The sequence below is a fragment of the Kitasatospora sp. NPDC043949 genome, assembly GCF_056435365.1.
The window spans coordinates 330,966-357,852 of sequence record NZ_JBWKEQ010000001.1; the positions used below are offsets into that span (position 1 = coordinate 330,966).

Annotated in this window: 26 protein-coding genes; 5 read left to right on the forward strand and 21 right to left on the reverse strand. The window is 72.4% G+C overall.

The genetic code is table 11. From position 1 onward, the window contains the following. Nucleotides 1-112 precede the first annotated feature (112 nt). From AC07AL_RS01650 to leuA, 4 genes are all read right to left on the reverse strand, one after another. Complete coding sequence (locus AC07AL_RS01650; RefSeq protein WP_363369948.1) at nt 113-952, reverse strand: isoprenyl transferase; 840 nt, start codon at nt 950-952, stop codon at nt 113-115. A 4-nt stretch (nt 953-956) separates the two neighbouring features. Next, a complete protein-coding gene (recO, locus tag AC07AL_RS01655) occupies nt 957-1,703 on the reverse strand; it encodes a DNA repair protein RecO (protein WP_063347510.1) in 747 nt (248 codons plus the stop codon). 242 nt (nt 1,704-1,945) lie between these two features. Continuing rightward, the gene (locus AC07AL_RS01660) at nt 1,946-2,488 is read right to left on the reverse strand and encodes a TerB family tellurite resistance protein (protein WP_350878207.1); all 543 of its coding nucleotides are present in this window, start codon (nt 2,486-2,488) and stop codon (nt 1,946-1,948) included. 360 nt (nt 2,489-2,848) lie between these two features. Continuing rightward, nucleotides 2,849-4,645 carry a 2-isopropylmalate synthase gene (gene leuA, locus AC07AL_RS01665; RefSeq protein ID WP_350878208.1) on the reverse strand — a complete coding sequence of 599 codons (1,797 nt, stop codon included), beginning with the start codon at nt 4,643-4,645 and terminating at the stop codon, nt 2,849-2,851. A 330-nt stretch (nt 4,646-4,975) separates the two neighbouring features. Here leuA and AC07AL_RS01670 point away from each other — a divergent pair, with 330 nt between their 5' ends. Then, on the forward strand, nt 4,976-5,998 hold the full coding sequence (locus AC07AL_RS01670) for a M4 family metallopeptidase (protein ID WP_478316472.1): 1,023 nt from the start codon (nt 4,976-4,978) through the stop codon (nt 5,996-5,998). 157 nt (nt 5,999-6,155) lie between these two features. Then, nucleotides 6,156-6,422 carry a protealysin inhibitor emfourin gene (locus AC07AL_RS01675; RefSeq protein ID WP_063351090.1) on the forward strand — a complete coding sequence of 89 codons (267 nt, stop codon included), beginning with the start codon at nt 6,156-6,158 and terminating at the stop codon, nt 6,420-6,422. 75 nt (nt 6,423-6,497) lie between these two features. On the opposite strand, the gene era is transcribed toward AC07AL_RS01675, so the two are convergent. The 14 genes from era to hrcA form a co-directional block, all read right to left on the reverse strand. Then, nucleotides 6,498-7,427, reverse strand: coding sequence for a GTPase Era (gene era, locus AC07AL_RS01680; protein WP_363588241.1), 930 nt, complete (start codon nt 7,425-7,427; stop codon nt 6,498-6,500). A gap of 59 nt (nt 7,428-7,486) precedes the next feature. Continuing rightward, nucleotides 7,487-7,645, reverse strand: coding sequence for a hypothetical protein (locus tag AC07AL_RS01685; protein WP_159398424.1), 159 nt, complete (start codon nt 7,643-7,645; stop codon nt 7,487-7,489). A 151-nt stretch (nt 7,646-7,796) separates the two neighbouring features. Then, complete coding sequence (locus AC07AL_RS01690) at nt 7,797-8,150, reverse strand: hypothetical protein (RefSeq protein ID WP_063351091.1); 354 nt, start codon at nt 8,148-8,150, stop codon at nt 7,797-7,799. Between the two features lie 31 nt (nt 8,151-8,181). Beyond that, nucleotides 8,182-8,727, reverse strand: coding sequence for a DUF4383 domain-containing protein (locus AC07AL_RS01695; protein ID WP_363588245.1), 546 nt, complete (start codon nt 8,725-8,727; stop codon nt 8,182-8,184). A gap of 44 nt (nt 8,728-8,771) precedes the next feature. After that, a complete protein-coding gene (locus AC07AL_RS01700) occupies nt 8,772-9,008 on the reverse strand; it encodes a hypothetical protein (protein WP_063351092.1) in 237 nt (78 codons plus the stop codon). Nucleotides 9,009-9,041: 33 nt separating this feature from the next. Next, nucleotides 9,042-10,367 carry a hemolysin family protein gene (locus AC07AL_RS01705; protein WP_063347516.1) on the reverse strand — a complete coding sequence of 442 codons (1,326 nt, stop codon included), beginning with the start codon at nt 10,365-10,367 and terminating at the stop codon, nt 9,042-9,044. A gap of 19 nt (nt 10,368-10,386) precedes the next feature. Continuing rightward, nucleotides 10,387-10,881 (reverse strand): rRNA maturation RNase YbeY, encoded by a 495-nt coding sequence (gene ybeY / locus AC07AL_RS01710; protein WP_063347517.1) that lies wholly within the window; start codon nt 10,879-10,881, stop codon nt 10,387-10,389. Between the two features lie 14 nt (nt 10,882-10,895). Then, nucleotides 10,896-12,014: a PhoH family protein gene (locus AC07AL_RS01715; RefSeq protein WP_400805391.1), complete on the reverse strand. Its 1,119-nt coding sequence runs from the start codon at nt 12,012-12,014 to the stop codon at nt 10,896-10,898. Nucleotides 12,015-12,190: 176 nt separating this feature from the next. Further along, a complete protein-coding gene (locus tag AC07AL_RS01720; protein WP_363588246.1) occupies nt 12,191-13,114 on the reverse strand; it encodes a ribonuclease Z in 924 nt (307 codons plus the stop codon). Nucleotides 13,115-13,119: 5 nt separating this feature from the next. Next, the gene (locus AC07AL_RS01725; protein WP_350878214.1) at nt 13,120-13,473 is read right to left on the reverse strand and encodes a histidine triad nucleotide-binding protein; all 354 of its coding nucleotides are present in this window, start codon (nt 13,471-13,473) and stop codon (nt 13,120-13,122) included. Between the two features lie 119 nt (nt 13,474-13,592). Next, nucleotides 13,593-16,829, reverse strand: coding sequence for a S41 family peptidase (locus tag AC07AL_RS01730; protein ID WP_478316474.1), 3,237 nt, complete (start codon nt 16,827-16,829; stop codon nt 13,593-13,595). Nucleotides 16,830-16,901: 72 nt separating this feature from the next. Next, nucleotides 16,902-17,651 carry a 16S rRNA (uracil(1498)-N(3))-methyltransferase gene (locus tag AC07AL_RS01735; RefSeq protein WP_363588252.1) on the reverse strand — a complete coding sequence of 250 codons (750 nt, stop codon included), beginning with the start codon at nt 17,649-17,651 and terminating at the stop codon, nt 16,902-16,904. A gap of 111 nt (nt 17,652-17,762) precedes the next feature. Beyond that, nucleotides 17,763-18,902 (reverse strand): molecular chaperone DnaJ, encoded by a 1,140-nt coding sequence (gene dnaJ, locus AC07AL_RS01740; RefSeq protein ID WP_350878218.1) that lies wholly within the window; start codon nt 18,900-18,902, stop codon nt 17,763-17,765. Between the two features lie 76 nt (nt 18,903-18,978). After that, nucleotides 18,979-20,013 (reverse strand): heat-inducible transcriptional repressor HrcA, encoded by a 1,035-nt coding sequence (gene hrcA / locus AC07AL_RS01745; protein ID WP_063347523.1) that lies wholly within the window; start codon nt 20,011-20,013, stop codon nt 18,979-18,981. Nucleotides 20,014-20,276: 263 nt separating this feature from the next. On the opposite strand from hrcA, the gene htpX reads away from it, so the two are divergent. Genes htpX through AC07AL_RS01760 form a run of 3 tightly spaced genes read left to right on the forward strand, consistent with a single transcriptional unit; the run spans nt 20,277 to nt 22,676 of the window. Then, nucleotides 20,277-21,197: a zinc metalloprotease HtpX gene (gene htpX / locus AC07AL_RS01750; protein WP_363588254.1), complete on the forward strand. Its 921-nt coding sequence runs from the start codon at nt 20,277-20,279 to the stop codon at nt 21,195-21,197. A 42-nt stretch (nt 21,198-21,239) separates the two neighbouring features. Next, the gene (gene pspAB / locus AC07AL_RS01755; RefSeq protein ID WP_363588256.1) at nt 21,240-21,824 is read left to right on the forward strand and encodes a PspA-associated protein PspAB; all 585 of its coding nucleotides are present in this window, start codon (nt 21,240-21,242) and stop codon (nt 21,822-21,824) included. Between the two features lie 24 nt (nt 21,825-21,848). Then, nucleotides 21,849-22,676: a DUF3097 domain-containing protein gene (locus tag AC07AL_RS01760; RefSeq protein WP_363629209.1), complete on the forward strand. Its 828-nt coding sequence runs from the start codon at nt 21,849-21,851 to the stop codon at nt 22,674-22,676. A gap of 6 nt (nt 22,677-22,682) precedes the next feature. On the opposite strand, the gene AC07AL_RS01765 is transcribed toward AC07AL_RS01760, so the two are convergent. The 3 genes from AC07AL_RS01765 to AC07AL_RS01775 are packed head-to-tail and all read right to left on the reverse strand — an operon-like array spanning nt 22,683 to nt 26,534. After that, on the reverse strand, nt 22,683-23,240 hold the full coding sequence (locus AC07AL_RS01765) for a Uma2 family endonuclease (RefSeq protein WP_363588260.1): 558 nt from the start codon (nt 23,238-23,240) through the stop codon (nt 22,683-22,685). Between the two features lie 41 nt (nt 23,241-23,281). Further along, nucleotides 23,282-24,511, reverse strand: coding sequence for a radical SAM family heme chaperone HemW (gene hemW, locus AC07AL_RS01770; protein ID WP_363588262.1), 1,230 nt, complete (start codon nt 24,509-24,511; stop codon nt 23,282-23,284). A 58-nt stretch (nt 24,512-24,569) separates the two neighbouring features. Next, nucleotides 24,570-26,534: an AMP-dependent synthetase/ligase gene (locus AC07AL_RS01775; RefSeq protein ID WP_400805382.1), complete on the reverse strand. Its 1,965-nt coding sequence runs from the start codon at nt 26,532-26,534 to the stop codon at nt 24,570-24,572. Nucleotides 26,535-26,887 lie beyond the last annotated feature (353 nt).

Consider the following 26,887-nt stretch of genomic DNA (forward strand, 5'->3'; position numbering starts at 1 on the left):
AAAGAGAGGGGAAGGAAAAAAAAAAAAAACGCGGAGACCACTCCCCCCCCCCCCCCCCCCCCCCCCCCCCCCCCCCCCCCCCCCCCCCCCCCCCCCCCGCCGCCGTACCGCGTCAGCGCTGGGTGGGCAGGTCCAGCGGCTCGGGCACCTCGTTCGGGATCGCCCCGCCGAAGCGGCGGTCGCGCCTCGCGTACTGCTCGCAGGCACGCCACAGGTCGCGGCGGTCGAAGTCCGGCCAGAGCACGTCCTGGAACACGAACTCGGCGTACGCGGACTGCCAGAGCAGGAAGTTGGAGGTGCGCTGCTCGCCGCTGGGGCGCAGGAACAGGTCCACGTCCGGCATGTCCGGGTGGTACATGTACTTGGCGAGGGTCTTCTCGTTGACCTTCTTCGGGTCCAGCTTCCCGGCGGCGACGTCGGCCGCGAGGGCCGCCGCGGCGTCCGCGAGCTCGGCCCGGCCACCGTAGTTGACGCACATGTAGAGCGTGACGGCGTCGTTGTCCTTGGTCTGCTCCTCGGCGACCTGGAGCTCCTGGACGACGCTCTTCCACAGCTTCGGCATCCGGCCCGCCCAGCGGACCCGCACGCCCATCGCGTCCATCTCGTCGCGGCGGCGGTGGATGACGTCCCGGTTGAAGTTCATCAGGAACTTCACCTCGTCGGGCGAGCGCTTCCAGTTCTCGGTGGAGAACGCGTACAGCGAGATGTTCTTCACGCCGAGCTCGATCGCGCCCTTGAGGACGTCCAGCACGACCGACTCGCCGACCTTGTGGCCCTCGGTGCGGGGCAGCCCGCGCTCCTTGGCCCAGCGGCCGTTGCCGTCCATCACGATGGCGACGTGGCCGGGGACCAGCTCGCCGGGAATCTTCGGGGGCTGTGCGCCACTGGGGTGCGGGGTCGGGGGGAGGTACTCCCTCTGTTTGCCGCCGCCGAAGAGCCGTCGCGCTGCCATGTGCTCACTTCTCCACGTATCTCATCGAGCGGATGCCCCGCTCCAAATGCCACTGCAGATAGGCCGCGACCAGGCCGCTGCCCTCCCGCCAGTACCTCGGCTCGCAGGAATCGGCCGTCTGCCAGTCCCCTGACAGCAGCGCCCCGAGCAGTACCAGTGTCTCAGGGGAGGGTACGGCACATCCGGGCACTCGGCAGTCCGGGCAGAGGACCCCGCCCGCGGGAAGGGAGAAGAAACGGTTCGGCCCCTCCAGCCCGCATTTGGCGCAGTCCGTGAAGCTCGCGCCGTACCCGTTCACCGCGAGCGAGCGCAGCAGGAATGCGTCCATCACCAGGTGCGACTCGTGCAGCCCGGCCGCCAGCGTGCGCAGGGCGCCCACCAGCAGCAGGTACTGCTGGACGGCCGGTTCGCCCTCGTTCTCGGCGAACCGCTCGGCCGTCTCCAGCATCGCCGTCCCGGCGGTGTAGCGGCCGTAGTCGGTGACGATCGAACCGCCGTACGGCGCGATCGTCTCCACCTGGGTGCACAGCGGCAACCCGCGGCCGATCAGCTCACTCCCCCGGCTGAAGAACTGCACGTCCACGTGCGAGAACGGCTCCAGACGGGCGCCGAACTTGGACTTGGTCTTGCGCACCCCGCGCGCCACCGCCCGCACCTTGCCGTGGTGCCGGGTCAACAGGGTGATGATCCGATCGGCCTCGCCGAGCTTCTGCGCCCGCAGCACGACGCCGTCGTCCCGGAAAAGACTCATGGGAGCCATTCTCCCCCACGGCACGCCCCGGCCGCCGACAGCCGTGTTGCCCGCACCGAGTCCGTGGGGGAGGACCGAGCGGTGCGGGTCACGGCGGGCCCGGAGGGGGATTTCGGGCCCGTTTTGTGGGGGATCGGAGATGGCTCGGGGGTTGCGCGGCGGGCCCGGCACTGCGGAGCGGGCCCGGTACTGCGGAGGACGTCCCGTCCTGCGGAGGACGTCCGGGTTACTGCGGAGAAGGTCTAGTACGGAGCCCGGGTCGCCGCCTCCAGCAGCGCCCCGACCCGCGACTGCGGTAGATCCAGACAGCGCCCGACCGCGGCCAGCGCCTCGCGCTCCTGCGGCAGGTAGCGCCCGTCGGACAGGGCGATCGCCGCGCCCTGCAGCAGCAGCCGCTCCCGGCCCTGGTGGGCCAGGTGCGGGGCGAGCGGTTCGAGCACCGCGTGCAGTTCCACGGCCAGGCCGCCGGCCATCCCGTGGGCGTCGTAGAGTTCGCCGCCGAGCCCGGACAGCGCGGCGAGCGCGGCCAGCACCTGGGCCTCGCCGCAGTCCTCGAACCCGGCCTCGCGCACCGCCGTGCAGGCCGCCTCGCGGGCCGCGCGGTGCGCGGTGCCGCCGGCCGCGAGCAGGGCGAGCGCGATGGTGTACTGCGCGTCCCGCAGCATCGCGCCGAGCCGTACGGAGGTGGGCTGTTCCAGGCTCTCGACGCCGTAGCGACCGTGGCAGCTGGTGCACTGCACGCTGCCGATCACCGGGCCGAGCGGGGCCACCGGGGTCCCCAGCAACCGCAGCCACCGCCGACCGTGCTGCCGGCGGTAGTTGCGGTCCCCGCCACAGCCCGGACAGAAGAAGTCACCGAGAACGTCAGTCCGCCACCGCGGGCGAACACCCCACAACCTGGTCACGGCGCCACTCCCCAGACATGGCAGACGGCCTGCACAACAATGGGCAGGTCACGCGACCGGACACCGAGGCCGTCCCACCGACCCGGCTTTCCGGTGGATCGATGTTGCCATGGTTACCGGCACGTGTCAGTACCTCGAACGGCTTCCGACCCGAAAAAATGTGGCGCAGGACACAACTGGCCCCAGGCGCGGCGAAGGGCCGCCCCGGAGGACGGCCCCGCCACATCTCACTCGTACGAACTACCCGCGCTGCGCCCGGTTGACGGCGCTGATGATCGCCTTCAGCGAGGCCAGCACGGTGTTGCCGTCGATGCCGACGCCCCACAGCACCTTGCCGTCCACCGCGCACTCGACGTACGCGGCGGCCTGGGCGTCGCCGCCCTCGCTCAGCGCGTGCTCGGCGTAGTCCAGGACGCGGACGTCCAGGCCGATCCGGGCCAGCGCGTCCGTGAAGGCGGAGACCGGGCCGTTGCCGACACCGGTCAGGGTCACCGGTACCGAGTCCACCAGCGCGCCGGCGATCAGCGCGTCCCGGCCGTCCTCGGTGGTCAGGGTGCGCGAACCGCTCAGCGAGATCCGGCCCCACGGGTTGTCCGGGGTCGGCAGGTACTCGTCCTCGAAGACCCGCCAGATCTCGGCCGGGGTGACCTCGCCGCCCTCGGCGTCGGTCTTGGCCTGGATGATCCGGGAGAACTCGATCTGCATCCGGCGCGGCAGGTCCAGCTTGTGGTCGTTCTTCAGGACGTACGCCACACCGCCCTTGCCGGACTGGCTGTTGACCCGGATGACCGCCTCGTAGGTGCGGCCGACGTCCTTCGGGTCGATCGGCAGGTACGGCACGCCCCAGGTGTGCTCCCCCACCGGGACGCCCGCCGCCGCGGCGTCCGCCTCCAGGGCGTCGAAGCCCTTCTTGATGGCGTCCTGGTGCGAGCCGGAGAAGGAGGTGTACACCAGGTCGCCGGCGTACGGGTGGCGCGGGTGCACCTCCATCTGGTTGCAGTACTCGGCGGTGCGGCGCACCTCGTCGATGTCGGAGAAGTCGATCTGCGGGTCGATGCCCTGCGAGAACAGGTTCATGCCCAGGGTCACCAGGTCGACGTTGCCCGTCCGCTCGCCCTGGCCGAACAGGCAGCCCTCGATGCGGTCCGCGCCCGCCATGTAGGCCAGTTCGGCGGAGGCGACGGCGGTGCCGCGGTCGTTGTGCGGGTGCACCGACAGGCAGACGAACTCGCGGCGCGACAGGTTGCGCGACATCCACTCGAACTGGTCGGCCTGCACGTTCGGGGTGGCCCGCTCGATGGTGGCCGGCAGGTTCAGGATGATCTCGCGGCCCTCGCCCGGCTGCCAGACGTCCATGACCGCCTCGCAGACCTCCAGCGCGAAGTCCAGCTCGGTGTCCACGAAGATCTCCGGCGAGTACTGGTAGCCGAAGACGGTCTCCTCGCCCAGCAGCTTCTCGGCGTACTCCATCACCAGCCGGGTGCCGTCGGTGGCGATCGCCTTGGTCGCGGCCCGGTCGTTGCGGAACACCACCCGGCGGAACAGCGGCGCCGTCGCGTTGTACAGGTGGACCGTCGCGCGCGGGGCGCCGACCAGCGACTCGACGGTCTTCTCGATCAGCTCCTCGCGGGCCTGCGTCAGCACCGAGATGGTGACGTCCTCGGGGATCGCCCCCTCCTCGATCAGCGACCGCACGAAGGCGTGGTCGGTGGCGCCGGAGGACGGGAAGCCGACCTCGATCTCCTTGTAGCCCATCGCGACCAGCAGGTCGAACATCTTGCGCTTGCGGGCCGGGGACATCGGGTCGATCAGCGCCTGGTTGCCGTCCCGCAGGTCGGTGGAGAGCCAGCGCGGCGCCTTGGTGATCACCTTGCTCGGCCAGGTGCGGTCCGGCAGGTCGACGGTGTCGAACGGCAGGTAGCGCCCGTACCGCATGCCGGAGGGCAGCTGGCGCACGGACGCGGCGGTGATCGGGGTGGGGCGGTCGACGAAGGCGCGACCGGCGGGGATGGGCGCGGCGGAGCTCTGCTCGGTCATGGAATGACTCTCGGCTTCCTGTGATGCGTGGTGCGGGGGCGGGTCGGGGTGGTCAACACCGACTGGCCGGCAGCTGCCGCTCGCGACCCTCCGTTGGATCGCCGGATGACGCGCACAGCTCGATCCCCGCGGCGAGGGAGCCGGCCCTGTGGACTACAGGCCCTCGACGCGGCAGCTAAGAAGAAGCAGCCCGTTGCGCATGATGGCCCCAGCGTAACCCAGGGCCGCGCGCCCCCGAAGTGATCCGGGCCACCGTTCCACCCCTTGAGACACCGACCGGTCACGCCAAGAGTGGTGACAACCGGTCATCGAGGCCTCACCCTGGGCCACATGACTGCAGCAGTTCCGATCTGCGCGATCGTCCCGCCGTACGTCCTGGACCGCCTCGCCGAGGCCGGTCACGAGCCCGCCGTCCGCTCCCTCCTGCTCGACACCGCGCACCGCGCGGCCCGCCTCGCCCCTCCCCCGCCCGTCAGCACCGGCCCGACCCCCAGCCGGCTGATCGCCGACACCGCCCACAGCCAGCGGCTGCCCGGCCGGACCGTCCGCACCGAGGGCCAGGCCCCGGTCGCCGACCAGTCCGTCAACCACGCCTACGACGGCCTCGGCGACACCTTCGCCCTGTACGCCACCGTCTTCGGCCGCCGCTCGATCGACAACCGGGGGCTGCGCCTGGACGCCACCGTGCACTACGGCCAGGACTACGACAACGCCTTCTGGAACGGCCACCAGATGGTCTTCGGCGACGGCGACGGCGAGATCTTCGGCGACTTCACCGCCTGCGTCGACGTCATCGGCCACGAACTCACCCACGGCGTCACCCAGTTCACCGCCGGCCTGCAGTACCAGGACCAGCCCGGCGCGCTCAACGAGTCGGTCTCCGACGTCTTCGGCTCGCTGGTCAAGCAGCACTCGCTGGGCCAGGACGCCGCCCACGCCGACTGGCTGATCGGCGCCGGCCTGCTCGCCCCCGGCATCCAGGGCGTGGCGCTGCGCTCGATGAAGGCCCCCGGCACCGCCTACGACGACCCCCGGCTCGGCAAGGACCCGCAGCCCGCGCACATGCGGGACTACGTGGACACCACCGACGACAACGGCGGCGTGCACATCAACTCCGGCATCCCCAACCACGCGTTCTACCTGCTGGCCACCGCCCTCGGCGGCCAGGCCTGGGACCGCGCCGGGCGGATCTGGTACGACGCCCTGACCGGCGGCCGGTTGGCCGCCGACGCCGACTTCACCGCCTTCGCCCGGGCCACCGTGGCCGCCGCCAAGGCCCGCTACCCCGGCCAGTCCTCGGTGGCGGACACCGTGACGGCCTCCTGGGCGCAGGTGGGCGTCAGCCCCGGCTGAACCCCTCAGTCGGCCCCGGCCGAACCCCTCAGGCCTCGGCGGCGGCCCCGACGACGGCCCCGACCGAGGACCGGTTGAGACCGGGTTGAGCCGCGCTTAAGGTCACGGTCCGGGAAAAGACCGGCAAACTCCCTCCCCTGGTAGCACCATGGACACCATGCGTATCCAGGTGACCCGGACCGGCGGCTTCGCGGGGATCGTCCGCCATGCGGAACTCGACACCGTCGACCGCACGGACGCCCCGCACGTCCACGCGCTCGCCCGCGAGGCCGTCGCGGGCGGGCTGCGGGCGCCCTCGTACGGGGTGCCGGACGGCTTCCACTACGAGATCACCGTCGACGGCCGGACGGTCTACTGCGCCGACCCGAAGCTCACCGACTCGCAGCGCGAGCTGGTGTCGCTGGTCCTGCGCGAGGGCGCGTAGCCCCACCGGCCCCCGGACCCGCCGAAGGCCCGCCCGATCGACGGATCCGGGCGGGCCTTCGCTGGGAACCGGGGCTCAGAAGCCGAGCTTGCGCAGCTGCTTCGGGTCGCGCTGCCAGTCCTTGGCCACCTTGACGTGCAGGTCCAGGTAGACCGGCGTGCCGAGCAGCGCCTCGATGTGCTTGCGGGCGGTGGTGCCGACGTGCTTGAGCCGCGCGCCCTTGGCGCCGATGACGATCGCCTTCTGGCTCTGCCGCTCGATGTAGACGTTGGCGTGGATGTCCAGCAGCGGGCGGTCCGCCGGGCGGCCCTCGCGCGGGAGCATCTCCTCGACCACGACGGCCAGCGAGTGCGGCAGCTCGTCCCGGACGCCCTCCAGGGCGGCCTCGCGGATCAGCTCCGCGACCATGATCTGCTCGGGCTCGTCGGTGAGGTCGCCGTCCGGGTAGAGCGGCATGCCCTCCGGCAGCAGCTTGGTGATCAGGTCGCCGACCAGTTCCACCTGCTTGTCGCCGACGGCCGAGACCGGGATGATCTCGGCCCACTCGATGCCCAGTTCCTCACCGAGCTGGTGGATGGCGATCAGCTGCTCGGCGAGCCTCTTGGAGTCGACCAGGTCGGTCTTGGTGACGATGGCGACCTTGGGGGTCTTCTTGACCTCGGCGAGTTCCTTGGCGATGAACTTGTCGCCGGGGCCGAGCTTCTGGTCGGCGGGCAGGCAGAAGCCGATCACGTCGACCTCGGCCCAGGTGCTGCGGACCAGGTCGTTGAGGCGCTCGCCGAGCAGGGTGCGCGGCTTGTGCAGGCCGGGGGTGTCGACCAGGACGAGCTGGGAGTCCGGGCGGTGCACGATGCCGCGCACGGTGTGCCGGGTGGTCTGCGGGCGGTCGGAGGTGATCGCGACCTTCGTCCCCACCAGAGCGTTGGTCAGGGTCGACTTGCCCGCGTTGGGTCGGCCGACGAAGCACGCGAAGCCGGAGCGGTACGAGGAGGAAGGGGCACTCATGTGCTCCATTCTCCCTGATCACCGGAGTCGCGCTGTCCGGGCCCGCCCGCACCGCCCGATCAGCCCTTGCGGCCACCCCGCGAGACCACCGACATCACCACCAGCAGCACCAGGAAGGCGACCGAACCCCAGAGCCAGTACGGCGAGCCGGTCTCCTGCCACTTGCCCATCCCCATCACGAACAGCAGCAGCCCGGCGAAGAACGCCACCGCCCCCATGTGCCCAGCCCCCTCACCGAGTTCACTCCCCCGGTGAGACTATCGGCTCGGTTCGGGCAGGTGTTCGCCAGGCCGCCGCCATCGCCCGCCACAGCGGGCCCCAGCAGCCCTCAGCGGGCCGCGGCATCAGGCCGGCGGGCCCCAGCAGCCCTCAGCGGGCCTCGGCCGCCACCCGCAGCGTCCCGTCCACACCGGCCAGCAGCACGGGCGTCCCGGCCCCGCCGAGGTCCCGGACGGCCGCCAGGTCGGCCTCGGCCGGCTGCTCCGCCTCGCTCACCACGGCCGCCGCCTCCAGCGACTTCGCACCGCTGGCCACCGCCATCGCCACCGCCGTCTGCAGCGCGCTCAGCCGGAGCGACTCCAGCGCGACCGTCCCGGCCACGTACGTCCGGCCGGTCTCGTCACGCACCGCGGCCCCCTCGGCGACGCCGTTGCGGGCGCGGGCCGAGCGGGCCAGGGTGATGATCTTCTTGTCTTCGGGGTCGAGCTCGACGATGTCACTCATGCCGCCGAGCATAGGCGGCCCCCGCGGGCACTCAGTGGCCGACCGGGTGGGTCGGACCGGGGTTCGGATTGAGGACCTTGACGAAGGTCTTCGGCCCGGACGGCCTCGCCGTCTCGTGCTCCGCGCGCTCGCGCCAGAACGGGTTGTCGTGCGGCAGGTGGCTGCTCACCCGGCCGTACATCCCGAAGGTCGTCAGGATCACCCCGAAGATGAAGGCGAACAGCACGTTCGACATCCGGAAGTTCAGGATGTTGGCGTCCGGCCGCCCGAGCACCGCCAGGCCGTAGAAGCCGGACAGGACGAACAGCACGCCGACCACCATGTTCAGGTTGGACGCGAAGTTGCCGCCGATCACCGCCCCCGCCACCAGGATCGCGCCCGCCACGATGGACAGGATGCTCAGCGCCCCGTTGGTCGACAGCCCGGCGATCCGGTCACCGTGGGTGGCGAGGAAGCCCGGGTGATCGGCCAGCCCCAGGCACCCGAACACGATCAGGAAGATCCCCCCGAGCCCCGCCCCGATCCGCCACACCGTGGCGAGCCGGCTGTTCACGGGCAGTTCGTCTTGCAGCTTCATGGTGACCTCCACCATGGCCTGGCCGGCCTGCCGGCCACGCCGGCCTAGCTGTAGGGATGGCTCCCCTGCATGTGCGGCACCTCGTGCATGTAGAGCGAACCGCACTGCTGGCAGCAGCGCAGCCCGGTGCCCCACTCCTGCTCGGGCCGCGTCTCGGCGTCGTCGGCCAGGCTACGGCCGCAGAGCGCCGTCGCGGGGTCACCGTCGCGCACCACGTGCCAGACCTTGACCCCGCCGGTCGCACCCTGCGGGCCGTACTCCGCGCGAAGTTGATGCGTCATGCTGTCCATGGTCGCTCCGCCGGGGCGCGACCGCTACTCGCCGGGCTCCGCCCCGGCCTCCGCGGCCTTGCGGACCGGGGTCGCGACCATCGAGCCGATCCGGTTGCGGCGCCCGGCCGAGGACTCGGCGGTCAGCAGGATGCCGGTCAGCCCGGTGCCGGCGGGCTCGGGCAGCGGGATCTCGCAGGCCGAGCCGGGGATCGGCACCCGGCCGAGGTGCTTGGCCAGCAGGCCGCCGACGGTCTCGACGTCCTCGTCCTCCAGCTCGATGCCGAAGAGCTCGCCCAGGTCCTCCACCAGCAGCCGGGCGGTGATCCGGTACGAGCCGTCGCCGAGGTCCTCCACCGGCGCGATCTCCCGGTCGTACTCGTCGGTGATCTCGCCGACGATCTCCTCCAGGACGTCCTCGATGGTGACCAGGCCGGCCGTGCCGCCGTACTCGTCGATCACGATCGCCACGTGCGAGCGGCGCTGCTGCATCTCGCGCAGCAGGTCGCCGGCCGGCTTGGAGTCCGGTACGAAGACGGCCGGGCGCATCACCGCGCCGACCTCCTCGGACTCCGCCTCCCGGTTGATGTGGGTACGCCGGACCAGGTCCTTCAGGTAGACGATGCCGACCACGTCGTCCTCGCTGTCCCCGACCACGGGGATCCGCGAGAAGCCCGAGCGCAGCGCCAGGGTGAGCGCCTGCCGGACGGTCTTGTGCCGCTCGATCATCACCAGGTCGGTGCGCGGCACCATCACCTCGCGAACGATGGTGTCGCCCAGCTCGAAGACGGAGTGCACCATCCGGCGCTCCTCGTCCTCGATCAGGTCGTCCTTCTCGGCGAGGTCGACCAGCGCCCGCAGCTCGGCCTCGGAGGCGAACGGCCCCTCCCGGTAGCCCTTGCCCGGGGTCAGCGCGTTGCCGAGCAGGATCAGCAGCCGCGGGATCGGGCCGAGCACCGCGGCCAGCGGCAGCAGCACGAAGGAGGCGGCGGTCGCGGTGGTGAGCGGGTGCTGGCGCCCGATCGTGCGCGGCGAGACCCCCACCGCGACGAAGGACACCAGCACCATCACGCCGAACGCCAGCAGCACGGCCTGCCAGATCGGCTCCACGTTGCGCACGCACACCACGGTGACCAGGACGGCCGCCGCCATCTCGCTGGCCACCCGGATCAGGGTCGCCAGGTTGAGGTAGCGGATCGGGTCGGAGGCGACGGTCAGCAGCCGGGCCGAGCCGCGCCGCCCGGCCCGCACGGCCTCCTCCGCGCGGAACCGGGAGACCCGGGAGATGCCCGCCTCGGCGCACGCGGCCAGCCAGCCGAGGACGACGAGGAGCACGGCACCGAGGATGAAGCTCGTACTTTCACCACTCACAGGGGTTCGGGCTCCGCGCTCAGTGGGTGGTGGGGGCCGGGGAGAGACCACCGAGGCCCCGGCCCGCCCGCCAGTCGTCCAGGATGCGCTTCTGGAGGGCGAACATCTCCTCCTCCTCCTCGGGCTCCTCGTGGTCGTACCCGAGGACGTGCAGCACCCCGTGGACGGTGAGCAGTTGGAGCTCCTCGTCCATCGAGTGCTTGGAGGGGGCCGCCTTGCCCTGCTGCTCGGCGACCTCCGGGCAGAGCACGATGTCGCCGAGCAGGCCCTGCGGCAGTTCCTCGCCCTCCTTGCCGGGGCGAAGCTCGTCCATCGGGAAGGACATCACGTCGGTGGGGCCGGGGAGGTCCATCCACTGGATGTGCAGCTCCTCCATCGCCGCTCCGTCCACCAGGATCACGGACAGTTCGGACTGCGGGTGGATCCGCATCTTGTCCAGGGCGAAGCGGGCGACGTCGAGGATGGCTTCCTCATCGGCGTCCCAACCGGACTCGTTGGCGATGTCGATCGACATGACGGGCTGCGTACTCAGCTTTCGGTGCGATGGGACTGACGGGGTGCGCGGGAGCCGCGCCGCTGGGCCGGCTTGCGGGCGGGCGAGGAGTTCTCCTCGGCCTCCTGCTTGGCGTCCCAGCGTTCGTAGGCGTCCACGATCCGGCCGACCAGCTTGTGGCGGACCACGTCGGTGCTGGTGAGGACGGAGAAGTGGATGTCGGGCACGTCGGCCAGGATGTCCTGGACGACCTTGAGGCCGCTGCGGGTGCCGCCCGGGAGGTCGATCTGGCTGGTGTCGCCGGTGACCACCACCCGGGAGTTGAAACCGAGGCGGGTGAGGAACATCTTCATCTGCTCGGGCGAGGTGTTCTGGGCCTCGTCCAGGATGATGAAGGCGTCGTTGAGGGTGCGGCCGCGCATGTACGCCAGCGGCGCGACCTCGATGGTGCCGGCCGCCATCAGGCGCGGGATGGAGTCCGGGTCCATCATGTCGTGCAGCGCGTCGTACAGCGGGCGCAGGTACGGGTCGATCTTCTCGTAGAGGGTGCCGGGCAGGAAGCCCAGCCGCTCCCCCGCCTCGACGGCCGGGCGGGTCAGGATGATCCGGTTGACCTCCTTGGCCTGGAGGGCCTGGACGGCCTTGGCCATCGCGAGGTAGGTCTTGCCGGTGCCGGCCGGGCCGAGGCCGAAGACGATCGTGTGCTTGTCGATCGCGTCGACGTAGCGCTGCTGGTTGAGGGTCTTGGGGCGGATCGTGCGGCCCCGGTTGGACAGGATGTTCGCGGTGAACACCTGGGACGGCGCCGGGCTGTCCGGGTCCTCCGCGGCACCGCGGAGCATGGCGATGGAGCGCTCCACGGAATCCTCCGTCAAGGGCTGGCCGGTGCGCAGCACCAGCATCATCTCGGTGAAGAGCCGCTGCACGAGGGCGACCTCGGCGCGCGCTCCGGTGGCGGTCACCTCGTTGCCGCGGACGTGGATGTCGGCGGCGGGGAAGCCCTGCTCGATCACGCGCAGCAGCGAGTCCGCCGTGCCGAGCAGGGTGACCATCGGGTGCTTCTCGGGGATGACGATCCGGGCGCTGACGCGACCGTCGTCGGCCGGTTCGGGGCGCGACTGTCCGTTCGTACGGGTCTGCGATGTGTCACTCATAGGTCGGCGCTGGGCCTGCCTCATCCCATCCGTGGTGTCGTGTGCCGATCGGTCTCTCCGGGGCACCAGGGTACGCCGCGCACGTGGTCGCCGCGGCGGGCGGCGGGGCCGCACCCGACGATGCTGCGGCAGATCGGGGGGCGGCGCGAGCACTTTTCACGGGGTGCGGGCCGGGTTCACGGCTGGCGCCGGACGGGGACGGGCACCCGGGTGAGGTCGGCGGCGATCACCAGCTCGCCGTCGAAGTGCTTGCGGGCGTCGGCCAGGTGCTGGCCGAGGTCCGGGTAGCGCTGGGAGAAGTGGGTCAGCACCAGGGTGCGCACACCGGCCTCGGCGGCGGCCTTGGCGGCCTGCCCGGCGGTGAGGTGGCCGTGTTCCTCGGCGAGCCGGGCGTCGGCGTCGGCGAAGGTCGACTCGGCGACCAACAGGTCGGCGCCCTCGGCGAGTTCGTACACGCCGTCGCAGAGCCGGGTGTCCATCACGAAGGCGAAGCGCTGGCCCGGCCGGGGCTCGCTGACCTCCTCCAGGGTGACCCGCCGGCCGTCCGCCTCGATCGCCCCCTCGTGCTGGAGGCGGCCGACCGCGGGGCCGAAGACGCCCAGCGCGGCGAGGCGTTCGGGCACCAGGCGGCGGCCGTCCGGCTCGGACAGCCGGTAGCCGAAGGACTCCACGGGGTGCGACAGCCGCACGGCGTCCAGCGCGAAGCGGGCACCGGGCGCGGGCAGCGGGCCCGGCTCGTCGATCGGCCGGGGCCGCAGGACGGCCGTCTCGTGGTAGGCGGTGGCGTGCCGCAGCCGCTCGAAGTAGACCTCGCCGGAGGCCGGGAAGTAGACGTCCACCGGGTGGGGGACGCGGTCCAGGTTGATCCGCTGGATCACCCCGGCGAGGCCCAGGCAGTGGTCGCCGTGGAAGTGCGTCACGGCGATCCGGGTGATCTGGGTGGCCGAGACGCCGGCCAGCAGCATCTGCCGCTGGGTGCCCTCGCCGGGGTCGAACAGCAGGCCCTCGCCGTCCCAGCGGAGCAGGTAGCCGTTGTGGTTGCGGTGCCGGGTGGGCACCTGGCTGGCGGTGCCGAGGACGACGAGTTCGCGCTGTGACACGTAGGTCAGACCATGTTCTCGGTCATCGGCTTGCCGCCGAGCACGTGGACGTGGGCGTGGAAGATCGTCTGGCCGGCGCCGGCGCCGGTGTTGAAGATCAGCCGGTAGTCCTCGACGCCCTCATCCCTGGCCACCGCGCCCGCCTCGGCGAGGAGTTCACCGGCGATCTCCGGCTCGGCGGCGGCCAGCGCGGCGGCGTTCGGGTAGTGGACGTGCGGGATGACCAGGACGTGCAGCGGCGCCTTGGGGGCGATGTCGCGGAAGGCGAGGACGCGCTCGGTCTTGCGCACCACGGTCGCCGGGATCTCGCCCGCAACGATCTTGCAGAACAGGCAGTCGGGTTGCGGCTCGCCGGCCATCGGCTTCTCCTCGGTTCGTGTCTGGTCTGGGGCCGTACGGGCGCAGCCTAGCGGGAAGTCGGCCGGGCCGACCTCCCGTTCGGCTGCTCTCCCGCCCGCCGGGGCGGCGGGGGCGCGCCCTACGCCCAGGGCATCGGCGGGGCCGTGCGGGGCGGGGCCGCGGCGAGCGCGGCGAGGGCGATCCGGACGCCCTCGGCCAGCTGCGGGTCCTCGCCGGCGGCCCACTGGTGCGGGGCCATCGGCACCTCGACGTCCGGGTCGACGCCGTGGTTCTCCACGCCCCAGCCGTAGTTCTCCAGCCAGTACGCGTACTTGGGCTGGGTGACCAGGGTGCCGTCGACCAGGTGGTAGCGGCTGTCGATGCCGATCACCCCGCCCCAGGTGCGGGTGCCGACCACCGGGCCGATGCCGAGCGTCTGGATGACGGCGTTGACGACGTCGCCGTCCGAGCCGGAGAACTCGTTGGCGAGCGCGACGACCGGCCCGCGCGGGGCGTCGAGGGGGTAGGGCACCGGGTGGTCGGTGTCCCGGATGGCGTTCCAGCCGACGATCCGGCGGGCGAGCTTCTCGATCACCAGCTGCGAGGTGTGGCCGCCGCGGTTCTCCCGGACGTCGACGATCACGCCGTCCCTGGCCAGTTCCACGGCCAGGTCGCGGTGGATCTGGGCCCAGCCGGCCGACTGCATGTCGGGGATGTGCAGGTAGCCGAGCCGGCCGCCGGACAGCTCGCGCACCGCGGCCCGCCGCCCGGCCACCCAGTCGTGGTAGCGCAGCGGCTCCTCGTCGGCGATCGGGACGACCACCGGGTGGCGCCGGTCGGTGCCGTCCTTGCCGGCCACGGTCAGCTCGACCGGCTGCCCGGCGGTGCCGGCCAGCAGCGGGGCCGGGCCGGTGACCGGGTCCACCGGGCGGCCGTTGACGGCGAGGACCGCGTCGCCCGGGCGGATCGCGGCGCCGGGCGCGGCCAGCGGCGAGCGGGCCCGGGGATCGGAGGACTCGCCGGGCAGGATGCGGGCGATCCGCCACCGGTCGCCGTCCTTGGCGAGGTCCGCGCCGAGCAGGCCCTGGCGCCGGGCCGGCTCGGTGTACCGGCCGTACGGGATGACGTAGGCGTGCGAGGTGCCGAGTTCGCCGTGCACCTCCCAGAGCAGGTCGACCAGGTCGTCGTGCGAGCCGAGGCGTTCCACGAGCGGCCGGTAGCGGTCCAGCACGCCGGCCCAGTCGACGCCGCCGAGGTCGGGGCGCCAGAAGTTGTCGCGCATCAGGCGGCCGTTCTCGGCGTACATCTGCCGCCACTCGGCGGCCGGGTCGACGGTGACCCGCAGCCGGGCCAGGTCGACGCCCACCTCGTCGTCCTCACCACCCGCCTTGTGCTCGGCCGGGACGATCCGCAGCTCGCCCCCGTCCAGCACGGCCACCCGGGTGCCGTCCCCGCTGACCGCGAAGCCGTCCACGCCGTGCACCAGTTGCTCGACGCGGCGCTTCTTCAGGTCGAAGCGCTCCAGCACCGGCCGGGGCCGCTCGTCCTCGGGCGAGGCCGCCTCGTCGCCGAGTTCGCCGAGCAGCGGGGCGCGGGTCCACAGCACGCCGTCCTTGGCCGCCCTGAGCGCGTCGAACCGGCCGCCCTCGACCGGGAACGGGACGATCCGGTCCGCGATGCCGTCCAGGTCGACCCTGGTCACCGGCGCGGCGTCGCCGGCGGCCTCCTCGCCGTCCGCCCTCCTGCCGCGCGGCTCGTCCTCCTCCCCGCCGAGCGGGCGCCCGGCCCGCTGCGGCCCGAACGGGGACGGCGTGTCGGCGGCCAGCGTGATCAGGTACGGGCGGCAGCCGTTGGGGAACGACAGGTCGAAGACGTGCGAGTCGTAGACCGGGTCGAGGTTGCGCACCGACAGGAACGCCAGGTAGCGGCCGTCCGCGGTGAAGGCCGGCGAGGTGTCGATGAAGCGCTCCTGGGTGACCTCGCCGACCGTCCGGGCCACCAGGTCGGCCAGCACGATCTGGCGCAGCGAGTACGGGCCCAGCCGGTGCACCGGCCGCGACCAGGCCAGCCAGGCCGAGTCCGGGCTGAAGGCCAGCCCGCTGACCTCGCCGTCGGCGCTGCGGTCCAGCTCGTGCACGGTGCCGTCGGCGAGCGCGACCAGCAGGACCCGGCCGTCGTGCACGCCGAGCGCGGCCTGCTTGCCGTCCGGGGACACCGCCAGGGAGTTGACCCGGCCGATCCGCCCGGCGGCCAGCCGGCGGCGCTCGGCGCCCTGCGCGTCGGGGGCGAACTCCAGGGCGTCCTCGCCCTCGGCGTCGGACACCCACAGCACGCCCTGGGCGCCGTCCTCGCCCGGCACCACCCGGGCCAGCCGCCCGCGCACCCCCGGGGTCTCGTCCAGCACCCGGGCCGGGCCCTCGCGGTGGGTCAGCCAGTGCACGTCGCCGCGCACCACCACGGCGCCGGCCCGGCCGGTGCGGTCGGGGGCGGCGGACTCCAGCCAGTGCGCGGCGTGCACCGGGCGGGGGCGACGGCCGCTGCGCGGGCCGGCCAGCCGGATGTCGAGGCGGCGGGGCGCGGCTCCCGCCAGGTCGTCCAGCAGCCAGACGTCGCCGGCCCGGTGGAACACCGTCCGGGTGCCGTCGGTGCCGGCGTTGCGGGCGTAGAAGCCGTCCGGGTCGGTGGTGTGGCGGCGCAGGTCGGAGCCGTCCGGGAGGCTGGAGTAGAGCTCGCCGACGCCCTCGTGGTCGGAGAGGAAGGCGATCCGGTCCCCCACCCACAGCGGCGAGTCGAGCTGGCCGTCCAACTCCTCGTGGACGCGGACGAATGCGTCCCGCCCGATCCACAACTTGCCCGCCCGGCCGCCCCGGTAGCGCTTCCACCAGGCCGGCTCGCGGTTGTTGACGGTGCCCAGCAGCACGCGGTCGCCGCCCGGCTCGAAGGCGAGCCCGCCGACCGGCCCGTACGGCAGCCGCACCGACTCGCCGCCGTCCAGCGGCACGGCGTGCGCCCAGCTGCGGCGCAGGGTCGCCTCGCCGGCGGTGGTGAGGGCGATCGGGCGCCCGTCGGCCGTCCAGCCCCGCACCTCGGTCTGCTCGCTGCCCCAGTGGGTGAGCCGCCGGGACGGCCCGCCGTCCACCGGCACCACGTGCACCTCGGGCGCGCCGTCCCGGGTGGAGGTGAAGGCGATGTGCCGCCCGTCGGGGGCGAACCGGGGGTGCCGGACGGGCACGTGATCGGCCGTCAGCCGCCAGGCCCGGCCACCGTCCAGCGGGGCCAGCCAGACGTCGTCCTCGGCGACGAAGGTGACCAGGTCACCGTGCAGATGGGGGTGGCGCAGGTAGGCGCCCGCGGAGGTGCTCAGGGGTTCCGTCACGCGGTCAGCGTAGGCACGTGCGCGCACGGCGCGGGCCGGTTCGGGCAGACTCCGACCGCACGGGCGGGCCGGCTACGACCAGCGGCCGGTGCGCCCCAGCAGCAGGGCGCCGGCGGCCACCCCGGCGGTGGAGGTGCGCAGCACCGAGGGGCCCAGCCGGTACGGCCCGGCGCCCGCCTCGGCGAACGCGGCCAGCTCCTCCGGGGAGACCCCGCCCTCCGGGCCGACCACCAGCACCACGTCCCCGGCCGCGGGCAGCGCGGCCAGCGCCAGCGGCTCGGCGCCCTCCTCGTGCAGCACGGCGGCGAACGCGGCCCCGGCCAGCAGCGGCGCCAGCTGCCGGGTGGTCGCCGGCTCGCGCACCTCGGGGAAGCGCAGCCGGCGGGACTGCTTGCCGGCCTCCCGGGCGGTGGCCCGCCACTTGGCGAGTGCCTTGGCGCCCCGGTCGCCCTTCCACTGCGTGATGCAGCGCGAGGCGGCCCACGGGACGATCACGTCCACGCCGACCTCGGTCATGGTCTCCACCGCGAGCTCGCCGCGGTCGCCCTTGGGCAGCGCCTGGACGACGACGATCCGCGGCGCCGGCTCGGGCTCCCGGCGGACGGCGGCCACCGTGACGTCGATCGCGTCCTTGCCGAGCACCGCGGCGACCGTCCCGTCCACCCCGAGGCCCAGCCCGTCGGCGAGGGTCACCGCCTCGCCCGCCGCCAGCCGCCTCACCGCGGCCGCGTGCCGCCCCTCCGGCCCGTCGAGGCGCACCACGGAGCCGGGCGCGGCGGCGGCGATCCGCTCGGTCTCGACGACGAAGACGGGGGCGGTCATGCGGGGAACCTCCGGGGGGTGGGGCGGATCGGGAACGCGAAAGGGGCGCCGGGCAGAACCCGGCACCCCCGCGCGGACGGCCAGGGCCCAGTAGCGGCCCCGGCCTAGGGCCTAGCGGCCGTTGAACGCGTCCTTGAGGCGCGAGAACAGGCCCTGCTGGCCCGGCGCGAACTGGCCGGACGGCCGCTCCTCGCCGCGCAGCACCGCGAGCCGGCGCAGCAGCTCCTCCTGCTCGGGGTCGAGCTTGGTGGGCGTCTGCACCTCGACATGCACTATCAGGTCGCCCCGGCCGCCGCCGCGCAGGTGCGTGATGCCGCGGCCGTGCAGCGGGATCGACTGGCCGGACTGGGTGCCGGGCCGGATGTCGACCTCCTCCAGCCCGTCCAGGGTCTGCAGCGGCACCTGGGTGCCGAGGGACGCGGCCGTCATCGGGATGGTGACGGTGCAGTGCAGGTCGTCCCCGCGCCGCTGGAAGACGGTGTGGGTGGTCTCGGCGATCTCGACGTACAGGTCGCCGGCCGGGCCGCCGCCGGGGCCGACCTCGCCCTCGCCGGCCAGCTGGATCCGGGTGCCGTTGTCGACACCGGCCGGGATCTTGACGGTCAGGGTGCGCCGGGCGCGGACCCTGCCGTCGCCGGCGCACTCCGGGCACGGGGTCGGCACGACGGTGCCGAAGCCCTGGCACTGCGGGCAGGGACGGGAGGTCATGACCTGGCCCAGGAACGACCGGGTGACCTGGGAGACCTCGCCCCTGCCGCGACACATGTCGCAGGTCTGCGCGGAGGTGCCGGGGGCCGCGCCCTCGCCGCTGCACGTGGTGCAGGTGACGGCGGTGTCGACCTGGAGTTCCTTGGTGGTGCCGAAGGCGGCCTCCTCCAGGGTGATCTCCAGCCGGATCATGGCGTCCTGGCCGCGGCGGGTGCGCGAGCGCGGGCCGCGCTGGCCGGCCGCGGCGCCGAAGAAGGCGTCCATGATGTCGGAGAAGCCGAAGCCGGCCGCCCCCGCGCCGAAGCCGCCCGCGCCCCCGCCGCCCGGCGAGAGCGGGTCACCTCCGAGGTCGTAGACCTGGCGCTTCTGCGGGTCGGAGAGCACCTCGTAAGCGGCGTTGATCTCCTTGAACCGCTCCTGCGTCTTCGGGTCCGGGTTGACGTCCGGGTGCAGTTCGCGTGCCAGGCGCCGGAAGGCCTTCTTGATCTCGTCCTGCCCCGCATCCCGTCGGACGCCGAGTACCGCGTAGTAGTCCGTGGCCACCAAATGCTCCGCTTGTTCCGCCTGTAGTAGTGCTGCGACTGGACACCGCCGTCAGAGGTTCCGACGGCGGCCTGTGCTACGACTCGGCCAGGATCTGGCCCACGTACCGCGCCACCGCACGCACCGCCCCCATTGTGCCCGGATAGTCCATCCGGGTCGGACCGATCACACCCAGTTTGGCCACGCTCTCGTCGCCCGAACCGTAGCCGACCGACACCACCGAGGTGGAATTCAGCCCCTCGTAGGCGATCTCCCGCCCGATCCGGACCGTCATCGCGGCGTCCGCCGTCTCACCCAGGAGGCGGAGCAGGACGACCTGCTCCTCCAGGGCTTCCAGCACCGGCTGGATGGTCAGGGGGAAGTCGTGCCCGAAGCGGGTCAGGTTGGCCGTGCCGGCCAGCATGATCCGCTCCTCGTTCTGCTCGGCGAGCGCTTCGAACAGCGTCGCCAGGACCGTGCTGACGGTCGGGCGGTCCGGCGGCTCGAAACCCGCCGGGAGCTCCTCCAGGAACCCCGGCACGTCCGGCAGCCGCTGGCCGACGGCCCGCGCGTTGATCCGGGCCCGCAGGTCCGCCAGGACCGTCTCGCCGACCGGGCCCGGGCAGTCGACCATCCGCTGCTCGACCCGGCCGGTGTTGGTGATCAGGACCAGCATCACCTTGGTCGGGGCCAGCGCCACCAGCTCGATGTGCCGGACGGTGGACCGCGACAGCGAGGGGTACTGCACCACCGCGACCTGCCGGGTGAGCTGGGCGAGCAGCCGCACCGTCCGCATGACCACGTCGTCCAGGTCGACGGCGCCGTCCAGGAAGTGCCGGATCGCCCGGCGCTCGGGGGCGCTCATCGGCTTGACCTCGGCGAGCTTGTCGACGAACAGGCGGTACCCCTTGTCGGTGGGGATGCGCCCGGCGCTGGTGTGCGGCTGGTGGATGTAGCCCTCCTCCTCCAGCGCCGCCATGTCGTTGCGGACGGTCGCCGGGGAGACTCCGAGGTTGTGCCGCTCCACCAGGGCCTTGGAGCCGACCGGCTCCTCGGTGCCCACGTAGTCCTGGACGATCGCGCGGAGCACGGCGAGCTTGCGGTCGTCCAGCTGGCGAACCTCACCGGCCATGGGGCACACACCTCCGTCTTCGCACGTTGTCCGTTCGTGTCACGCATGCTGCTGCCCGCTCCGGGAGGATCCCGGCTCCGGCACCCGCTTTGGCACTCTGAACCTGCGAGTGCCAAAACCGTACCTGCCAGTGTAAGGCCCGGGCCCAACGGCAGGAACGGCCCGGCCGGAGTGATCCTGCCCGCAGTTCCCGGCGCGGGGGTGGTGCCGCGGGGCCGTCCGGGTGGCAGCATCGAAGACGACGGCGAATGGAGGAGCAAGCAATGTCGAGCTCGGGCCAGCACACCCGTTTCGCGCCCGACCGCGGTCTGACCGGCCGCATGGTCGTGACGATGTTCGTGATCGGGCTGCTGTACGTCGGTTTCACCGGTCTGCTGATCGTGCTGCTGCGCGGCGCCTGGCCACTGATCGTCCTGATCTCCGGCGGGCTGTTCGTGGCCCAGTTCTGGTTCAGCGACAAGATCACCGAACGGGCGATGGGCGCCCACCAGGTGACCCCTGAGCAGTACCCGCAACTGCACGGCACCATCGACCGGCTCTGCGCGCTGGCCGACATGCCCAAACCCCGGGTGGCGGTCGCCGACAACGACATGCCGAACGCCTTCGCCACCGGCCGCAACCCGCAGAACGCCGTGGTGTGCGTCACCACCGGCCTGCTGCGCCGGCTGGAGCCCGAGGAACTGGAGGGCGTCCTCGCCCACGAGCTGTCCCACGTCGCCCACCGGGACGTCGCGGTGATGACCATCGCCGGCTTCCTCGGCGTCCTCGCCGGGGCCATGACCCGGATCGCCATGTACGGCGGGTTCATGGGCGGCAACCGCAACAACAACGACCAGAACGCGGCCATCGTCGCCCTGATCATCCCGCTGGTGTCGATGGTCGTCTACGCCATCAGCTTCCTGCTCACCCGGCTCCTGTCCCGCTACCGGGAACTCGCCGCCGACCGCGCCGCCGCCCAGCTCACCGGCCGGCCCAGCGCCCTCGCCTCCGCGCTCACCAAGGTCACCGGCCAGATCGCCGCCATCCCCAGCAAGGACCTGCGCCAGGCGCAGCCCTACAACGCCTTCTACTTCGCCCCCGCGCTGAGCGCCCGGGAGACCGCCTCGCAGCTGTTCTCCACCCACCCGACGCTGGAGAAGCGCCTGGAGCAGCTGGCGAAGATCTCCGAGCAGCTCGGCCGCTGAGGCCCTGCCGCCCTCCCGACTCCCTCCTCCGAAAGGACCGCCGTGGGAATCCTGGACACCCTGTTCGGGCGCACCAAGCCCGTCAAGCCCGACCTCGACCAGCTGTTCGGCGTCCCGTCCGCCGCCCTCACCCTGGAGGCCGGGGCCGGGTTCACCCCCACCGGGCTCGGTTCGGTCTGCTTCGCCGCCGTCGAGGGCGCGGCCTTCGGCCAGGTCGAACAGCAGGTGCGGGCGCTGCTCGACGCCGACACCGAGCGCGGCGGCGTCCCGGTGGAGGCCTCCAAGGACGGCTACGGCTACTCCTGGCTGCTCGCCCGGCACACCCCCGAGGAACTGCCGGACCTGGTCAACGACCTGCACGCGGTCAACAGCGAGCTGGAGGCGAACGGCTTCGGACCGCAGCTGCTCTGCTCGCTGGTCGGCTTCCGCAACCCGGACGGGCAGTCGCTGGCCCTGGTCTACCTCTACAAGCGCGGCACCTTCTACCCCTTCGCCCCGATGCCCGGCGGCGGGGAGCGGCGCAACAGCCCGCTGGAGCTCCAGGTCAACGCGATGCTCGGGAACGACCTGCGGCTGGAGAAGGACCTCAGCCGCTGGTTCCCGGTCTGGGGCGCGCCGGGCCTCTGACGGTCCGTCCGTATAGTCGCTTTCATGCGCAGCCGCCAGTACGGACCCGACCTGACCCCGCCGTGGAAGAAGCAGCAACCCGCCCCGGAGGTGACCGCCGAACGGGACCTGGTGGTGGAGGAGGCCGCCACCGGCTTCTGCGGCGCGGTGGTGCGCTGCGAGAAGACCGCCGAGGGCTTCACCGTCACCCTGGAGGACCGCTTCGGCAAGCTCCGGGTGTTCCCGCTGGTGCCGCGCGGCTTCCTGCTGGAGGGCCGGACGGTCACCCTGGTGCGCCCGGCCGGCCCCGCCCCCTCCCGTACGCCGGGCCGCACCGCCTCCGGCTCGGTCGCCGTCCCCGGCGCCCGGGCCCGGGTCGCCCGCGAGTCGCGGATCTACGTCGAGGGCCGGCACGACGCCGAACTGGTCGAGCGGGTCTGGGGCGACGACCTGCGGATCGAGGGCGTGGTCGTCGAGTACCTGGAGGGCGTGGACGACCTGCCCGCGATCGTCGCCGACTTCGCCCCCGGCCCGGGCCGGCGCCTCGGCGTCCTGGTCGACCACCTGCTCCCCGGCACCAAGGAGCAGCGCATCGCCGCCCAGGTCACCGGCGACGCCGTCCTGGTCGTCGGCCACCCCTACATCGACATCTGGCAGGCCGTGAAGCCCGCCTCCGTCGGCATCGCCGGCTGGCCCGCCGTCCCGCGCGGCGAGGAGTGGAAGGAGGGCGTCTGCCGCCGCCTCGGCTGGCCGGTGAACACCCCCGCCGCCTGGAAGCGGATCCTCTCCACGGTGGACAGCTACAAGGACCTGGAGCCGGAACTGCTGGGCAAGGTCGAGGAGTTGATCGACTTCGTGACGGTTCCGGAGTGAGGCCGATCAGACGTACTGCTGAAAGTCCGTGGTGTCCAGATCGATCTCAAGCAGGCTGACGGGGACGGGCTCGCCGAACTTGCTGGTCCGCTCGGACATGTACCTCGGGAGGCCGGACCCGGGATCCCTACCCAACTCGGTCAGCAGCACGCAGACCCCCTTGATCGGGTCCACGATCAGGTACGCGGGGACGGAGCCCTCGGCGTAGAGCTCCCGCTTGGTCCGGTAATCACGATCGACACTGGTCTTCGACACCACCTCGACCACCAGGGTGACGGCGGGCGACGGCAGCAGTCGTCCGTGCTCCTGGACCGCCCCGCGTTCGAAGACGACCAGGTCGGGCTGGGGTTCGCTCGCCTGGCCGGGGATCCCCAGGTCCTGGGTCGTGAGTGGACGCCACCGACCGTACGGAAGCTGGTGCTGAATCGCCAGGACGATGAGATTGTGGACCATGTCAGGCCCCGCCATCATCACGATTTCCCCCCTGATGAGTTCGGCCTTGATGCCCTCCGGCACCTCCAGGTTCTCGAAGATCCCGGTCATCCGATCATCGATGGCGGTCATCGCACGCTCCCTCCGACGGCTGACACCCACGTTAACGAATGTCAGTCCACCAGGTCACGTACGACCGCGTCGGCGAGCAGCCGGCCCTGGAGGGTGAGGACGGCGCGGCCCTGGGCGTACGGCTCGGCGGCGAGGAGGCCGTCGGCGAGGTGGCGGGCGGCGGCGTGGCGGCCGGTGTCGGTGAGGAGGGTGAGCGGGATGCCCTCGGCGAGGCGCAGTTCCAGCAGGATGCGCTCGACCCGGCGGTCCTCCTCGGCGAGCACCTCGCGGCCCAGGGCCGGGGTGCGGCCCTCGGCGAGGGCCTGGGCGTAGGCGGCGGGGTGCTTGGCGTTCCACCAGCGGACGCCGCCGACGTGGCTGTGCGCGCCCGGGCCTGCGCCCCACCAGTCGGCGCCGGTCCAGTACAGCTCGTTGTGGCGGCAGCGGCCCTCCGGGGTGGTGGCCCAGTTGGAGACCTCGTACCAGGTGTAGCCGGCGGCGCTGAGGGCCTGTTCGGCGATGAGGTAGCGGTCGGCGTGCACGTCGTCGTCGATCATCGGCAGTTCGCCGCGCTTGACCCGGGCGGCGAGCTTGGTGCCGTCCTCGACGATCAGGGAGTACGCCGAGACGTGGTCGGGCCCGGCGCCGATGGCGGCGTCCAGGGAGGCGCGCCAGTCGTCGTCGGACTCGCCGGGGGTGCCGTAGATGAGGTCCAGGTTGACGTGGTCGAAGCCGGCGGCGCGGGCCTCGGCGACGCAGGCCTCGGGGCGGCCCGGGGTGTGGTGGCGGTCGAGCAGCTTCAGGACGTGCGGGCGGGCGCTCTGCATGCCGAAGGAGACCCGGTTGTAGCCGCCCTCGCGCAGTTCGGCCAGGTAGGCCGGGTCGACGGACTCCGGGTTGGCCTCGGTGGTGACCTCGGCGCCCTCGGCGAGCCCGAACTCCTCGCGCAGCGCGGCGAGCATCTTCACCAGGTCGCGAGCGGGCAGCAGGGTGGGGGTGCCGCCGCCGAGGAAGACGGTCTGGACCGGCAGGTCGACCTGGCCGAGGACCTGGCGGGCCAGCCGGATCTCGGCGACCACGTTGTCCGCGTAGGTCTCCTGGGAGGCGACGGCCCCGGAGGAGCGCAGCTCGGTGGCGGTGTAGGTGTTGAAGTCGCAGTAGCCGCAGCGGCTGGCGCAGTAGGGCACGTGCAGGTAGAAGCCGAACGGCCGCTGCCCGAGACCGGTGCGGGCGGATGCGGGCAGGGAACCGTCGGACGGCACCGGTTCACCGTCGGGGAGTGCGGAGGGCATGACCCCATTGTCCCGTACGGCTCACCCGAACCGGTGAGCCGTACGGGGTCGGGGCCGATCAGGCCTCGTTGGCGCCCGCGTACATCGCGGTGACGGCGTCCGCGTAGGTCCGCTCGACCACCGGGCGCTTGATCTTCAGGCTCGGGGTGAGCTCGCCGTGCTCGATGTCGAGGTCGCGTGGCAGCAGGTGGAACTTCTTGATCGTCTGCCAGCGCTGGAGGTCGGCGTTGAGCCGCTTGACGAAGCCCTCGATCAGCTGGTGCACCTGCGGGTCGGCGACCACCTCGGCGTAGGACTTGTCCTTCAGCCCGTGCGCGGCGGCCCACGGCATGATGACCGCCTCGTCCAGGCCGATCAGCGCGGTGCAGAAGTTGCGGCCGTTGCCGATCACGAGGATGTTGCTGACGAACGGGCAGACCGCCTTGAACCTGCCCTCGACCTCGCTGGGCGCGACGTACTTGCCGCCGGAGGTCTTGAACAGGTCCTTCTTGCGGTCGGTGATCCGCAGGAAGCCGTCGGGGCCGAGCTCGCCGATGTCCTCGGTGTGGAACCAGCCGTCGGCCTCCAGCACCTCGGCGGTCTTCTCGGGCAGGTCGTGGTAGCCGCGCATGACGCCGGGGCCGCGCAGCAGGATCTCGCCGTCCTCGGCGATCCGGACCTCGGTGCCGGGCAGCGGGCGGCCCACGGTGCCGATCCGGACGTCCTCCTCACGGTTGACGCAGGAGCCGGCACTGGTCTCGCTGAGGCCGTAGCCCTCCAGGATCGGCACGCCGGCGCCGAGGAAGAAGTAGCCGATCTCGGGCGCGAGCGCGGCGCTGCCGGAGACGGCGCCGCGCAGCCGGCCGCCGAAGGCCGCGCGGATCTTGGCGTAGACCAGCTTGTCGGCCAGGCCGTGCTGGAGCCTGAGGCCCAGCGGGGCGGTGCCGGCGCCGGTGGCGATCCGGCTCTCCTGGACGGCGCGGGCGTGCTCGCGGGCGACCTTGGCGGCCCACCGGAAGATCTTGTACTTGGCGCCGCCCTCGGCCCGGGCCCGGCCGGCGATGCCGTTGTAGACCTTCTCGAAGATGCGCGGCGCCGAGGCCATCACGGTCGGCCGGATGACCGGCAGGTTGTGGATGATCCGGTCGACCCGGCCGTCCACGGCCATCACGTGGCCGGTGGCGATCTGGCCGGAGATCAGCGTCTTGCCGAACACGTGCGACAGCGGCAGCCACATGAACTGGACGTCGTCGGAGCGCAGCAGTCCGCTGGCCTCCTGGGCCCGGGCCTCGTACGCCCAGCAGTCGTGCACCAGGCGCACGCCCTTGGGGCGGCCGGTGGTGCCGGAGGTGTAGATGAGGGTGGCCAGCTGTTCCTTGTCGAGCGCGGCGACGGCCTTCTCGACCGCGTCCGGGTGCTGCTCCAGGTACTCGGCGCCGCGCTGCTCCAGCTCGGCGAGGGTGAGCACCGTGAGGGCGTTCAGGCCGTCGGCCCCGGGGGTACTGGCCTGTGGGGCGTCGGTCTCGGGGGCGTCGGCCTCGGGGGCGTCGAAGAGGATGACGGTCCGCAGCTCGGGCAGCTGTCCGAGCTGGCCGACGGCCTTGGCGAGTTGGGCGGAGTTCTCCGCGAACAGCGCCCTGGAACCGGAGTTGGAGAGGATGAACGCGGTCTCATCGGCGTTGGTACTGGGATAGACGGTCGTCGTGGCGGCACCCGCGCACATGTTCCCGAGGTCGGCGATGATCCATTCGAGCCGGGTGGAGGAGGCGAGGGCCACCCGGTCCTCCGGCTGGATGCCGAGCGCCATCAGGCCGGCGGCCACCGCCTTGACCCGGGCCGCGGTCTGCGCCCAGGTGAGCGAGCGCCACTGCTCGGCGCCGGGGGCGCTGTCCGCGGCGTGCTCGTCGACCGGGGCCGGGTAGCGGTAGGCCTCGGCGTTCGGGGTGGCGGCGACCCGCTCCAGGAAGAGGTGGGCGACGGAGGCGGGACGCCCGGCGACCAAGTCGGCACTGCCGGAGTCGATCAGGGACTGCGCGGAACTCAACGAGGACCTCCGGGGGCGGGTGGCCGTCTGAGGGATGGTCTCGGCGCCCGTGGGGGGCGGCCGCCGGGCCCCCGGTCAACCCGGGCGATACCGGCGAGTAACAAGGGGGCAATCAGCAGCCTAGGGGGAAACCGGTCATTCCGTAAGAGGGCGGGGCCCGGCCGGCACACCGCCGCGCCGCCGGTGCCCGACGACGACTCCGCCCGCGCCCCGGTGAACCCGTGCAATCGGGCCCGCCGTACGGTTCGGCAAAGGACTGGGCAAACCTGCGATCCACAACTCGTGAATCGCCTGTACGAGTCCACCAAAGAACGAGAATCGGGATGCGAATCCACCCGTCGACGACAAGAGTG